Below are 13,203 nucleotides of genomic sequence, written 5' to 3'. Positions count from 1 at the left end.
TTTACTTCGCCGTTAGGCGCAGCTTCTTCCTCACGCGTTCGATCAGATCGTTGCTGCGCGACAGGAACAGCTTGAGGATCGGCGACGTATTCGCCTTGTGATAACCCATGACGAGATCAATCGTTGGCGGTTCACCGGCCAGCGGCCGGGCGATGACGGACCAGGGCAGGAAATTCTGCGCATAGGCCGGCAGCAGTGTCACACCGCGCGTCGAGGCGACGAGCGACATTGCCATGCCGAGATTGTCGATCTCGTGACTCGCATGAATGTCGAGACCAACGCGCTCAAAATAATCGGCCATGATTGCCTGCAAAACCGGCGCTGTCTTCGACATGCCAAGAAACGTCTCCTGCGCGATGTCCTGGACCGCGATAACTTTGCGCGTTGCCAGCCTGTGATCGCTCGGCATGACGACGACGAGAGGCTCAGTCGTTACGACCTTATAGGCGAGGTCCGGAAGGTTTGGTTCGGGCCGCATGAATGCAAGATCAAGCTTGCCGCGCATCAAGGCGTCCGCGAGCAGCGGTGAATATTGACTCGACACGGTGACGTCGATGTTTGGCAATTCGTCGCGCAGAATGTGCATGGCTTCGGACAGCCAATCCATTTCCTGGCCAGTGAGGAAACCGAGCGAGAAACTCGCCTTGGCAGGCTCGGCCGCACGGCGCGCGGCAATGGTCGCGGCCTCGACCTGCGCCAGTGCCAGCCGCGCATGATCGAGAAAAGCCCGGCCGGCCGGCGTCAGATCGACGCCCTTCGCGCTGCGTAGGAAAAGTTGCGTGCCAACCTCGTATTCGAGGTCGCGCATCTGCCGGCTGAGCGAGGGTTGCGCCGTGTGCAGCCGCTTTTCCGCTGCCGTCGTCAGGCTCCCCTCTTCCGCCACGGCGACGAAAAATCTCAAATGACGCAATTCCACCTGTCATGCCTCCAAAGCATGACCGGCAACTTACAAAGTCTTTCTCGTCAGCGCTAGCAGAGCATAGATGAACGCCATGCCGGAGCAATCGCTCCAGGGTTCATACCTCTAGGTGATAAAATGACCGCAGCAGCCAAATCGATCAAAATCCCCGGCCCCGACCATCCAATTACGACCGCGCATAATCCAAACCGCGTGATCGTGAGTTTTGCCGGCCATGTCATCGCTGAGACGCAGGATGCCCTCACTCTGAAAGAAGCGAACTATCCGCCGGTGATTTATGTCCCGCGCAAGGACGCGAACATGGCGCTGCTGAAGCCGACCGAGCACACGACCTATTGCCCTTACAAGGGTGATGCCAGCTATTTCACCATCTCGGTTGATGGACGCGAGTCCGTCAATGCCATCTGGAGCTATGAGCATCCGCATCCGGCAATGACGGCGATCGCGGACTACCTTGCCTTCTATCCCGACCGCGTCGACGCAATCGAAGAACGCGCCAGCGTCTAACCGCACGGAAAGGACATCAGACCATGAGCAATCTGTCCGGTAAGACCGCGCTCGTCACGGGCGCCTCGCGCGGAATCGGCCGCGCCAGCGCCCTTGCCCTCGCGAGGCAAGGCGCGCAGGTTCTCGTGCATTATGGCCGCGCGGCAGGCGAAGCCGAGTCCGTCGTTGCGGAAATCCGCAAGGCCGGAGGCCGTGCCGAAGCACTTTCTGCCGATCTCGCCAAACCCGACGCGCCGCACAAGCTCGCCAAGGACGTGCGTGCGATCGTCGGCGAACGGCTCGACATTCTCGTCGCAAACGCCGGCATTTCCAAAGCTGCGAAAATCGAAGACACCACGATCGAGGATTTCGACAATCTCTTCGCCGTCAATGTCCGCGCGCCGTTCTTCCTCGTGCAGCAATTGCTGCCGATCCTCGGCCAGGGTGGCAGCGTGATCTTCGTCTCGTCGGTCGTGGCACATGCTGTCGTCGGCCCGCTCTACGCCTATGCGGCGACCAAGGGCGCGGTCGATACGCTCGTCAAATATTTCGCCGCTTCGCTCGGCGAGCGCGGCATTCGCGTCAATGCCGTCGCGCCCGGCGTTGTCGATACGGATATGTCGAGCTTCACCAAGACGGAGGCCGGCCGCAATACGGCAATGAGCCTGCAAGCATTGAAGCGCATTGCGGGCCCGGACGATATCGCAGACGTCATCGCTTTTCTTGCCTCGGACGAGGCGCGCTGGATTACCGGCGATATTGTCCGGGTCGATGGCGGCTCGAAACTGTGAGCAATAAATCTCAAAACGGAGAATGATAATGTCCAGGAAACTTGAAGGTAAAGTCGCGTTCGTCACCGGTAGCTCGCGCGGCATTGGCGCTGCAATCGCCAAACGTCTCGCGGCAGATGGCGCGAAGGTGGCGATCACTTATACGAAAGGCGCTGATGCTGCGGCCGCGGTCGTCGCTGAAATCGAGCGCGGGGGCGGAAAGGCCATCGCCGTTCAGGCCGATGCGACCGATGTGCGCGCGGTCAATGCCGCGATCGAAAAGACCGTCGCGACCTTCGGTGGTCTTGACGTACTGGTGAATAACGCCGGCACGGCCATTCCAAGCAAGTTCGAGGACGCCACGATCGAAGATCTCGATCGCGTCATCGATCTCAACATCCGCGGCGTGTTCATCGCAACGCATGCGGCGCTGAAGCATCTCAACAGCAATGGCCGTATCATCAATATCGGCTCCTGCGTCGGCGAACGCAATGTAACGCCGGGCCTGGCTGCCTATGCCGCCACCAAAGGCGCGGTGAAAATGTTCACGCAGAGCCTCGCCAGAGAAGTGGGCGACCGCGCGATCACGGTCAATAACGTCCAGCCGGGCCCGATCGATACCGATTTGAATCCCGCCTCGGGAGATTGGGCGACGCCGCAGAAAGCCAACACGGCGCTCAATCGTTACGGTACGGTGGATGAAGTCGCAGCGCTCGTGGCCTTCGTCGCGAGCCCGGAGGCATCCTACATCACCGGAGCCAATCTGACCGTCGATGGCGGCACCAACGCTTAGGCCAATACCCGGTGCCGCGGAATATCTGCGGCACCGGCACCGGCTTCGACTTATTGAAACGCCGCTTTCAGGGCCTTGAGACCGGCTTTCGGGTCCGTTAGGCCATGATAGATCGGCGGGATTTGCTTATCGACGCCATACAGATGATACACCGCGTGCATGGCGCAGTGGACGGAATATTCTACGGTGAAGACCGTATCTTCCGGCAGTTCGACGAATTGCCCTAGAAAGGCGAAATTGGCGCTGCCTTTCGGGATCACCAGCGGTCGGTCCGCGGGAATGCGGCGGCTGAACAAGGCTGAAGCATAAGGCATCATCACGCTGGTTACGTCGGTCGAGGCCAGAACAGCGTCGCGAATATCGTCGAAGCCGAGCTGGCCTATCAATTCGGTCAGGATTTCCTTGCCCGTCGATTTCGCCATCGGCTTTTTGACGTAATCGCCGACGTCGTCGATGAAGAGCCCATATCCCCAGAGCGTATAAGTATCAGTGGGCATGTCTGGAAAATGCGGCTGATGCGGCACGACGATCGACATCAGCCACCCAGAATCCACAAAGGTCATCAGGCCGCCGGTGCCGGGCTCGTTGCCCGAATAGGTGATGAGCCGCTTCAGCAGCAGATTGCCATGCATGGTGAGCGTGAAGGATTCCCATTTGTTTTCGTCGATGTTGCCGTCGAACGTGTTAGGGCGCCCAAAGTCGCTCGCCTTTTTCGCAATCGTCTCCCACAGCGCCCATGCGCCATCGCGGCGGTCGCGGATCAGCTCGGGCACCGTGTCATTGCCGGCATAAGTGGCATCGGCGGTGATTGAGCCCAGCGTCAACATGGCGATATCGTCCGGGGCAAGCTCAATCGTCGAGTCGCCGGATTTGTCGCGGACATGAAGCCGCGTTACCAGCCGCTGCGACGGATCGACCTGATCGAAATCGACATCGGTGACCCGGACGCCGAAACGGACATCGACGCCCCGCTCAAGCAGCCATTTCTGGATCGGCCGGACGATCGAGTCATATTGATTGTACTTTGTCCGGCGGACACCGGAGAGCGTATGCATGCGCGAGAATTCCTGGATGAAGCGCAGAAAATAGCGCTTCAACTCGATGGCGCTGTGCCAGTTCTGGAAGGCGAACATGGTGCGCCACATCTGCCAGAAATTGGTCTCGAAGAAATGCACCGAGAACAGATCGTCGATGCGTCGCGCGCCGAGGACATGTTCGGGCGTCGCGAGAACACGCAACAACTCCAATCTGTCCCGCGCGTTCAAACCATAGATGCTGGCATTGATGATCTTGTGGTCACGGCCGATCAGCCGCGCCTTCGAATAAGACTTTATCATCTTGTTGAAATCGCGGATTTCCTGCCGCACGCTCACCTTCGGGTCTTCAAGAGACGGAATGGTTTCGAGCAGGTTCCATAGCGTCTGATAGGCTTCGTCCTCCAGCATCCGCCCGCCACGCGTGACATAGCCCTTTTGCGCCGGAGAAAGGGCGCCGTCGAGCGCCCCGCCTGCGATGTCGAGTTCTTCAAGGATATGGATGTTGGCGCCCGGCACGCCCGCATCGCGGATCAGGAATACCGCCGCGGCCAAAGAGGCGATGCCGCCGCCGACGAGCCAAACCTGACTGGCCTTGGGATCTCGATCAAGCATGGAACTCGTCCTTCTCTAAAAGCCGCGCAATACGCTTATGCGCTGGTACCGGCGTCCGTGGCGGCCCGCCTTGCGCCGGGTCAAAATCGTTCTGCGCCCTTCCCGCCGGCCAGAGATTGACTTTCGGGAGTTTGCAAACCTATATGTACCTATGGTACACACCACCGGTACAAGCCTTCAAGAACGCGCCCGCCGGCTCGATTCGGCAGTCCGCGACCGGCTTTTTGGCATCGCCACTGAGGCCTTCGTCCAGCATGGCTATGATGGTGCCTCGCTCAATGCGATCCTTGCGGCGGCGAAAATGGGGAAAAGCTCGTTCTTCTATTATTTCCTCGACAAGGAGGATCTGTTCGCCTCGGTCATTGAGGCCGCGGCGGCGCGGGTTGGGGCTGCGGCAGGTCTGCATACGCTCCCGGCCAAACCCGCGCGATTCTGGCCGGAGACGCTAGCCATTCTGGAACATTGGGGCGCGGCGGCGGAACGCGAGCCTGGCTTCGTCGGGCTTCTGCGCGCACTCCAGCCTTTGCGTCGCACGGCCAACCCGCGTCTTGTGCACGTTTTCGATGACGTTCATCGGATTCACAGATCGCTTCTTCAGCGCGGCATCGAACTCGGCGTCGTGCGAAACGATCTCGGCATCGACACGCTGATGGCTCTCATCGACGCCGTCGATCTCGTCTTGGACGATGCATTCCATCGCGATCCCGCGCCCCGCGAGGATGCGCTCGCAGCACACCGCCAGCGCGTGATCGATACAATTCAGCGCATCGTCAGGCCGTAGCGCATGCAAATCAAACTTGGCTCCAAAGGCGCGGCGGGCAATTTCGATTTCGAAGCCATGCGCTGCCTCGGCATCGCCTCGATGGGTGCCGCAGGCGTCGGCGAATGTTTAGCCGCCGTCGCGCAAATCCGCCGCGGTGATATCGAGAGCTGGACGCGCGCCTTCGGCGCGCTGGCGGCGCGCCTTGTTGGCGAGGCCGAGCGTTCGCTGGAAAGCGGCGACAGCATTTCCGCCGCCGAGCAGTTGAAGCGTGCCTCGACTTATTATCGCACGGGCGCTTTCTACACGCTGCCGGCCGATCGCCGCCGGCACGCGCACCGCCGCTCAAGCCGCGAGACGTTTCATCGCGCCCTCGCCTGCGTGCCGGAGCGGACCGAGATTATTGCGATCCCGTTTGAAGGTGCGAGTTTGCCCGGCTATTTCGTCAGCGCCGGCGAGAGGCCGGGGCCGACATTGATCGTGCTCGGCGGCTACGATTCCACTGCGGAGGAGCTTCTGCTGTGGCTTGGCCAGGCCTGCGGCCCGCGCGGCTGGAATGCTCTGGTCTTCGAAGGCCCCGGCCAGCCGGGCGCGCTTGACCTGAACCCCGGCCTCGTCTTCCGGCCCGATTATGAGGCCCCTGTCGGTGCGGCCATCGATTACGCGCTCTCGCGGCCCGATGTCGATCCGCAGCGGCTTGCCATTATCGGCTATTCGTTCGGCGGCTATCTGGCGCCGCGCGCCGCCGCCTATGACCCGCGTATCAAAGCCGTGATCGCCGATACCCTCGGCGTCGATATCGCCGGCGCCTTGCGCATGGCGTTGCCGCCGATCCTCTGGAAACTTCCGCCGGGGATCCTCGATGCAGGTTTCGATGCGTTCTGCCGATTCAGCGTCACGACGCGGTTTTTCTTTGAGAGCGCGAAGGAGGCGTTCGGGATCGAGACGCCCGCGGAATTTCTCCGCGTGTGGGAGCCATACAATCTTTGGAGCGTACAGGACCAGCTTGACGTGCCGCTGCTCGTCCTGATCGGCGAGGACGAGATTGCCGAAGCGCCGAAGCCGCTGCTGAAGGATACATTCGATTTTCTGCGCGGTCTCAAGGCACCAGTGGCGATCCGTGCTTTCGCGCGCGAAGACGGCGGCGCGGCGCATTGCCAACTCGATTCGCCGGAATGTGTGCCGCCCGTGGTCTTCCCCTGGCTAGATCAGATTTTTAATCAGGCTCCCGTTTCAGACGCAGCCAAAGACGCGGATTTTATGAAAGCCGTTGCGCTCATCAGGAAGCATCACGGCGACGAACTCGCCACGATGTTGAATGGCATTCGGAGAAAGCCGGGATAACCAAGCGTATCAAGATCTGCGCGGCTTCACCACGCCGAGCCGCAGCAACGACTCGCCGGTCGCGGCGATCGCCTCCTCGTTCGTCCGTGGCGACCAGCCAAGGACCTGACGAGCCTTTTCGTTCGAGGCGCGTCGCAGGATGCCGAGTTGCGGCACGATCTGACGCAGCATTGGCACGAAAGGCGCGAGCAGCCGGACAACCCAATTGGGTATCTCCCGTCTTGGCGCCGCCGCAGCCGCCGTGCCGAATTTTTTATGCAGCACGCGCGCCACGTCGATCATCCACAGCGGCTCGCCCGCCACGGCGAGAAAGCGCTCACCCTTAGCCTTGGGATCGGTCATCGCGCGCAGATGCAGGTCGGCGACATCGCGCACATCGACCAGGCCGAAGCCCATATGGGGGGCGACGCGCATATGACCATCGAGCATCATCCGGATAATCCGCACAGAGCTTCCCGCGCCCGGCCCAAGCACGGGCCCGAAGACGGCGACCGGATTGATCACGGCGAGTTCCAGCGCTACACCCTCGCTCTGGATAAAGTCCCAGGCGGCGCGCTCGGCAATCGTCTTCGACTTTGGGTAAGCGCCGACTTCGGGACTCGCCAAATTTGACCAGTCGGCCTCGGTGAAAGGCTTCGCGCGATTGCCGTGGCCATAGCCGATCGCGGCAAAAGACGAGGTTAGCACGACGCGTTTCACGCCCGCATCGCGCGCGGCCTTGAGCACACGCAGCGTCCCGTCGCGCGCGGGGCGGATCAGATCCTCTTCATTCTCCGGTCCCTCGAATGGCAGGGGCGAGGCGACATGCTGAACATAATCGCAGCTTTGCACCGCCTCCGCCCAGCCTGCATCGTGGTCGAGATCGGCCACGACGAAAGAAAGATCGTGCTCCGGATCGGCACCGCCGCCGCGGACATTGGCCTTCACTTCGTCGGCGCGCGAAAGATTGCGCAGGGTTGCGCGCACCTCATGACCCGCTCGTAGAAGCGCGACGATAACATGACCGGCGATGAAGCCCGACCCACCCGTCACCAGAACTCTGCTCAACTTCACGCTCCATCTTGGCATCGCAAGGCAAGCAGCCTAAACCTTCAACCTTGGTTGAAGGTCAAGAAGGTTCCGCAATGAGGATCGGCGAAGTCGCGCAACGCGCTGGCGTAAGTACCTCGCGGCTGCGCTTCTATGAGGCCAAGGGCCTACTGCCACTCGCAAGCCGGAGCGCTAACGGTTACCGCGACTACGAATTCCGCGCGGTGAAGATCGTCGGCATTATCGAACGAGCACAAAGCCTCGGCTTTTCGCTGAAAGAAATCAGCGCGCTCCTCGCGATGCCATTCGAGCAATTGGCGAAGCCGGAGGTCATCATTCCACATGTTCAGGCGAAGTTGCGTGAGATCGAGGCGCATCTGCGCGAGGCCCAAAAACGCCGCCGTGATCTTCAAGCCCTGCTCCGCGATCTGATTATAGAAAGCGAAGGCGGCAAAAGTCCCAAACGCCTTCGAAAACAAATTTGAAGATGATCTATCATTCTAGCAAGCGGCGACGTCGCTGTTGGCAGTCGCTCATGTGGAGGAATTTGGTTTGACGTTTTTCGAGAGCCTGCTGGCGCTTATGGCGGTTGCGATCCTGCTGCTGCAAGTGTCGCGGCGGCTCGCCATTCCGTACCCAACGATGCTGGCAGCCGCAGGCGTCGGCTTGGCGCTGATCCCCGGTGCGCCGAAGATTGGGCTCGATCCGCACACGGCCCTCGTGCTTTTCATTGCCCCGGCGATCGTTGATGCGGCCTTCGATTTTCCGCTTGGGACGATCCGTCGGCTCTGGCGCCCATTGATTGCGCTGGCCATCGGGGCCGTGCTTATGAGTGCCGCCGCGGTTGCGTGGCTTGGCGTCGCGATGGCCGGACTGCCGCTCTATGCCGCGATTGCGCTCGGCGCAATTGTCGCCCCGCCCGACGCGGCGGCCGCGACGGCCGTTCTCAGCACCGTCAACATGCCGCGCCGCTCGATCGCCGTGCTGAAGGGCGAAAGCCTTCTCAATGACGCATCCGCCCTGCTCCTTTTCAGCGCAGCGACATCCGCCCAACATCTCGGCGGCTTCGATGGCGCGTGGGCGCTGCGGCTCGCGATTGCGGCGCCCGGCGGCGTTTTGCTCGGAATTCTGTTTGCGAAACTCTATCGATACGTCGTTCCCTATGTCACTGGAACGCTCGGCGGCAACCTGCTTGAATTCGTCACGTGTTTCGGCGTGTGGATTATCGCCGATCGGCTCGGTCTGTCGGCTGTCCTCTGCCTCGTCGCCTTCACCATCACCATCGCTCGCTACGCCGCGGTTATGGTGCGGCCACGCATGCGCATCCATTCTTATGCGGTGTGGGAAAGCGCGGTGTTTCTGCTCAACGTGTTCGCCTTCCTGTTGCTGGGCTTTCAGGCGCGCACGATCGTCGGCGGCATGGCCCCTGCGCACTTGCGCGACGCGGCCTGGTTCGCGCTCGCCGTCATCCTGTGTCTGGTCGTCGTGCGGATGGCGCTGGTACTCGCTTACAATCGCCTCGCCATTCACTACCGCGTCTTTCGCGCCGATGCGAAGCCGGCGAACTTGCGTCAAGGGATTTTGGTCGGATGGTCCGGCATGCGCGGGCTTGTTACGCTGGCCACAGCCTTCGCGCTGCCGGCCTCGTTCCCGCAGCGCGATCTCATTGTGCTCACCGCCTTCGCCGTCGTGCTGGCAACACTTGTGATTCAGGGGCTGACGCTGGGGCCGCTCGTCCGTTTGCTTCAGCTCGATGGCGACGATGGCCTCGGTGAGGAACTTGATTCCGCGCGCGTCGATCTGGCGACCGTTGCGCTCGCATCATTGGATGGCAAGGACGGCCCCGCCGCCGATTACTGGCGCTACGAGTTCGAGACGCTGCGCGATGGCGCAATCCTCGAAGGCGAGCGGGCGCCGCTTGAGATGAAGCGCCAATATGGCCTCGCCGCCGTGCGCAAACAGCGCAAACGGCTGGACAAGCTCCGCGTCGAAGGACACGTCGGTGCCGATGCTTTCATCGTCTTGCAAGAGGAACTCGATTTCGCCGAGGTCGCGCTCAACCTTGAGACGGACCAGCATATAGAAGAAAGCTGAGGGGCGCGAGATCGGCATCGCACTGAGATTATCGACGCATCAGAACGGTGCGTCGATATCGACGATATCAATGAGCTTGTGATTGACGAACTCCTTGATGCCGAGACCAAGCAATTCGCGGCCGTAGCCTGAATTGCGGATGCCGCCAAAGGGTAAGTCGGCTTTCACCATCGTCGGATGATTGACGAAGACCATGCCGGTCGAGATTCGTTTGGCGACCTTCGCCCCGTGTTTGGGGTTGGAGGTGAATACCGATCCGCCTAGCCCGAACGGGGAATCGTTGGCGATCCGCACAGCATCGTCCTCGTCCTCGGCGCGGAACAGCATCGACACCGGACCGAAAAACTCCCAGTTCCGCGCTGGATTGTCGTCGGTGATATTGGTCAAAATCGTCGGCTGTACGAAGGCACCACGATTGGGCACTTTAGGCCCCACTTCGGTCGCCGTCGCGCCATGCGCCACAGCCTGCTGTATCCTTTCTTTCAGCTCGTCGGCGGCGTCTTGCGAAGAGAGCGGCGCCAGTGTCGTTGCGGGATCGAACGGATCGCCCGCCCGCAAGCCCGCGACGCCGACGGTGTAGCTCTCAAGAAAGCGATCGTAGAGATCCTTGACGATTATCATCCGCTTGGATGAGACGCAGACCTGTCCGCCGTTCCAATGACGGCCGAAGACCGCCCATTTGACCGTCTTTTCCAGATCTGCATCGGCGAGCACGACAAAAGCATCCGCGCCGCCAAGTTCCAAGGTCGATTTCTTCAGCGCCTGCCCGGCTGATACAGCAACCGAGGCGCCGGCGCCCTCAGACCCGGTGAGCGCGACGCCGCGCACGAGCGGATGCTGCAGGATAAGATCGATCTGCGAATGCGCGGCATAAAGATTCTTGAATGCGCCCTCCGGCAATCCCGCTTCCAGCATGAGCTTTTCGCAGGCGGCTGCGGACTGCGGCACGATCCCCGCATGTTTCAATAGGATCGTATTCCCCGCCGACAATTGCGGCGCGATGATACGCGCGACCTGATAATACGGAAAATTCCACGGTTCGACGGCCAACAAGACGCCGAGCGGTTCATGCACCAAGACGGCCTCGCCTTCGGCAAGATCGGCCACCGGCAGCTTTTCCGGCGCGAGCAGGGTTCTTGCGTTGATGGCATAGTATTCGAAAATCTTAGCCGAAAGTTCGACCTCCGCCTGCGCCTCCGAGATCAGCTTTCCCATTTCAAGTGTGAGAAGCTTTGCATAGGCGTCGCTGTCCCTGCGCAGAATCTCCGCGGCCCGCTGCATGATCTTCGCTCGCGCCGGAAATGATGTCTTCTTCCACGACAGAAATGCTTCGTGCGCTTTCTCGATGGCCTGGACGATGTCCGTGTCCGTGGCGTCGTGAAACGTCTTCGTCACTTCGCCGGTGTAGGGGTTGGTGCTCGTATAGGCCATCGCTCATCTCCGTCGCGAAATAGCATAAGATCGGCGTCGCGCTGTGCGCAGGCCCGCCAATTCACTTTTACAAATGCACGAAGATGTCCGCGCCGCTTTAATCTGGATCAACGGACACGCCTCGTTTGCGATGATCGAAGGCAATGCGGTCGAGGCCGGCACGGGCTAATAAGAATTGAAATTCATCAAACTACGTGGGCTCTATGATGACTGATTATAAACTCTACTACTGGTCCGTGCCCTTCCGCGGCCAGTTCGTGCGCGCTGTCTTGGCCTATGCCGGAAAGACGTGGACGGAAGCCGGCGACGCGGCCATCTCAAAGCTGATGGACAGCCCGGTGAGCAAAATGCCGGTCCCTTTCATGGGGCCGCCGCTGCTCATCGACAAAAAGGCGGATTTCGCCATCGCGCAAATGCCGGCCATCGTGCTTTACCTGGGCGAGACGCTGGACCTCATACCCGCCACCGCCGCCCTGCGCGCGCTGACCATCAAGACCGTCAATGACGCCAACGATGTGATCGACGAGATCACCCTCGATGGCGGCCGCGAGATGTGGACGGAAAAGCGTTGGCGCGACTTCACCCCGCGCCTGCAAAAGTGGATGTCATTCTGGGAAGAGACCGGCCATCGGCATGGGCTGAAGGCCCAGTCAGGCTTCCTGCTCGGTGGCGAAAAACCCGGCATCGCCGACATCGTGACCGCGACGCTCTGGTCGACCATGACCGACCGCTTCCACGAGATTGAGATATTGCTCAAGGAAACGGCGCCCCTGACGGCCGCCCTGACGCGGCGAATTGCCAGCCTGCCGCCGCTAGCCGAACTGGCCGCGAAGGCGCAAATCGATTATGGAGATTCGTATTGCGGCGGACAGATCGAGGCTTCGTTGCGCAAAGTCCTCGGTGCAGAGCGCTAGAGCATCGGACCGAAAAGTGCCTTACGATCTCGCTGTTGCGATAGATCGCCAGCGATGCGGGTTTTCGGACAAATCCGATGCGGTTAAAAAGATATAAGAACGCTGGGCGATTCCATATGAACGTCCTCTGCTCTGGTTTTTGTTTCAACGCGTTTTCTTCACGCGAACCGGTATCCACTTCGCTCGAAAACGCTCTAAACAGGAGGTTCAATGTTCAACTGCGGCCGGCTCACCACAAGCTTAATCGCGGCCTTTGCCGCCCTGCCCTTGATGGTGCGCGCCGCAGAGGCCGCCCAGTGCGGCACCGGCCCTGGCGGGTTTGAGGCCTGGAAGAGCGCCTTCGCCGACGAGGCGAAAGCCAAGGGCATTGGCAGCGCCGGGGTCAGCGCCCTGATGGAGACCCACTACAATTATCCGACCATCGCCGCCGACCGTGGGCTGAAAAGCTTCCGCCTGTCGCTTCCTGCCTTCATGGCCAAGCGCGGCGCCTCCATCATCGCGGCGCGCGGCCGCAAGCTCAAGCAATCGCATGCCGACCTCTTCGCCTCGATCGAAAATCAATATGGCGTCCCGGCCGGGCCGCTGATCGCCATCTGGGGCATGGAATCCGGCTTCGGCACCCAGCACGGCAACCAGCAGTCGCTCTCGGCCATCGCGACGCTCGCCTATGACTGTCGGCGACCGGAGCTTTTCACCGATCAGCTCTATGCGGCGCTGAAACTCGTCGATGACGGGCGCATGTCGGCCGAGACGCGCGGCTCCATGCATGGCGAAATCGGCCAGACGCAATTTCTGCCCAAGACGATGCTCCAATTTGGTGTCGGCGATCTCGACACACCCTCGGGGGCGCTGAACTCGACCGCGAATTACCTCAAGGCGCATGGATGGAAGCGCGGCGCCGGCTATCAGCCGGGCGAGCCCAATTTCGTGGCGATCCAGGCCTGGAATGCAGCGACCGTCTATGAACAGACCATCGCGATCGTCGGCAAAGAGATCGACGGCGGAGATGATTGA

Annotated in this window: 13 protein-coding genes; 9 read left to right on the top strand and 4 right to left on the bottom strand. The window is 60.8% G+C overall.

Annotated features, from left to right (window positions below; genetic code table 11):
- Position 1: 1 nt before the first annotated feature.
- The gene (locus WDN02_RS14385) at positions 2 to 916 is read right to left on the bottom strand and encodes a LysR family transcriptional regulator (RefSeq protein WP_337294148.1); all 915 of its coding nucleotides are present in this window, start codon (positions 914 to 916) and stop codon (positions 2 to 4) included.
- A 120-nt stretch (positions 917 to 1,036) separates the two neighbouring features.
- Here WDN02_RS14385 and WDN02_RS14380 point away from each other — a divergent pair, with 120 nt between their 5' ends.
- The 3 genes from WDN02_RS14380 to WDN02_RS14370 are packed head-to-tail and all read left to right on the top strand — an operon-like array spanning position 1,037 to position 2,968.
- Entirely contained in the window at positions 1,037 to 1,426 is a 390-nt protein-coding gene (locus WDN02_RS14380) for a DUF427 domain-containing protein (RefSeq protein WP_337294147.1), read from the top strand.
- A 23-nt stretch (positions 1,427 to 1,449) separates the two neighbouring features.
- A complete protein-coding gene (locus WDN02_RS14375) occupies positions 1,450 to 2,196 on the top strand; it encodes an SDR family oxidoreductase (RefSeq protein WP_337294146.1) in 747 nt (248 codons plus the stop codon).
- 28 nt (positions 2,197 to 2,224) lie between these two features.
- On the top strand, positions 2,225 to 2,968 hold the full coding sequence (locus WDN02_RS14370; RefSeq protein WP_337294145.1) for a 3-oxoacyl-ACP reductase family protein: 744 nt from the start codon (positions 2,225 to 2,227) through the stop codon (positions 2,966 to 2,968).
- 50 nt (positions 2,969 to 3,018) lie between these two features.
- Here the strand turns inward: WDN02_RS14370 and WDN02_RS14365 are convergent, their stop codons facing one another.
- Positions 3,019 to 4,617, bottom strand: coding sequence for an oleate hydratase (locus tag WDN02_RS14365; RefSeq protein WP_337294144.1), 1,599 nt, complete (start codon positions 4,615 to 4,617; stop codon positions 3,019 to 3,021).
- A 151-nt stretch (positions 4,618 to 4,768) separates the two neighbouring features.
- Between WDN02_RS14365 and WDN02_RS14360 the strand changes: the two genes are divergently transcribed.
- Together WDN02_RS14360 and WDN02_RS14355 are read left to right on the top strand one after the other, a co-directional pair.
- Positions 4,769 to 5,398 carry a helix-turn-helix domain-containing protein gene (locus WDN02_RS14360; RefSeq protein ID WP_337294143.1) on the top strand — a complete coding sequence of 210 codons (630 nt, stop codon included), beginning with the start codon at positions 4,769 to 4,771 and terminating at the stop codon, positions 5,396 to 5,398.
- 3 nt (positions 5,399 to 5,401) lie between these two features.
- Positions 5,402 to 6,721, top strand: a complete 1,320-nt coding sequence (locus WDN02_RS14355; protein WP_337294142.1) for a dienelactone hydrolase family protein — start codon at positions 5,402 to 5,404, stop codon at positions 6,719 to 6,721.
- A gap of 9 nt (positions 6,722 to 6,730) precedes the next feature.
- On the opposite strand, the gene WDN02_RS14350 is transcribed toward WDN02_RS14355, so the two are convergent.
- On the bottom strand, positions 6,731 to 7,768 hold the full coding sequence (locus WDN02_RS14350; RefSeq protein ID WP_337294141.1) for an aldehyde reductase: 1,038 nt from the start codon (positions 7,766 to 7,768) through the stop codon (positions 6,731 to 6,733).
- A 77-nt stretch (positions 7,769 to 7,845) separates the two neighbouring features.
- Here WDN02_RS14350 and WDN02_RS14345 point away from each other — a divergent pair, with 77 nt between their 5' ends.
- Positions 7,846 to 8,235, top strand: a complete 390-nt coding sequence (locus WDN02_RS14345) for a MerR family transcriptional regulator (protein ID WP_337294140.1) — start codon at positions 7,846 to 7,848, stop codon at positions 8,233 to 8,235.
- Positions 8,236 to 8,302: 67 nt separating this feature from the next.
- Positions 8,303 to 9,844 (top strand): cation:proton antiporter, encoded by a 1,542-nt coding sequence (locus tag WDN02_RS14340; RefSeq protein ID WP_337294139.1) that lies wholly within the window; start codon positions 8,303 to 8,305, stop codon positions 9,842 to 9,844.
- A gap of 39 nt (positions 9,845 to 9,883) precedes the next feature.
- On the opposite strand, the gene WDN02_RS14335 is transcribed toward WDN02_RS14340, so the two are convergent.
- Positions 9,884 to 11,275, bottom strand: coding sequence for an NAD-dependent succinate-semialdehyde dehydrogenase (locus tag WDN02_RS14335; protein WP_337294138.1), 1,392 nt, complete (start codon positions 11,273 to 11,275; stop codon positions 9,884 to 9,886).
- Positions 11,276 to 11,478: 203 nt separating this feature from the next.
- On the opposite strand from WDN02_RS14335, the gene WDN02_RS14330 reads away from it, so the two are divergent.
- Both WDN02_RS14330 and WDN02_RS14325 read left to right on the top strand, forming a co-directional pair.
- Positions 11,479 to 12,189: a glutathione S-transferase gene (locus tag WDN02_RS14330; RefSeq protein WP_337294137.1), complete on the top strand. Its 711-nt coding sequence runs from the start codon at positions 11,479 to 11,481 to the stop codon at positions 12,187 to 12,189.
- A gap of 270 nt (positions 12,190 to 12,459) precedes the next feature.
- A complete protein-coding gene (locus WDN02_RS14325; protein WP_337294950.1) occupies positions 12,460 to 13,203 on the top strand; it encodes a lytic murein transglycosylase in 744 nt (247 codons plus the stop codon).

This window comes from Methylovirgula sp., from assembly GCF_037200945.1.
GTDB lineage: Bacteria > Pseudomonadota > Alphaproteobacteria > Rhizobiales > Beijerinckiaceae > Methylovirgula.
This window is presented reverse-complemented; position numbering and strand designations above follow the sequence as displayed.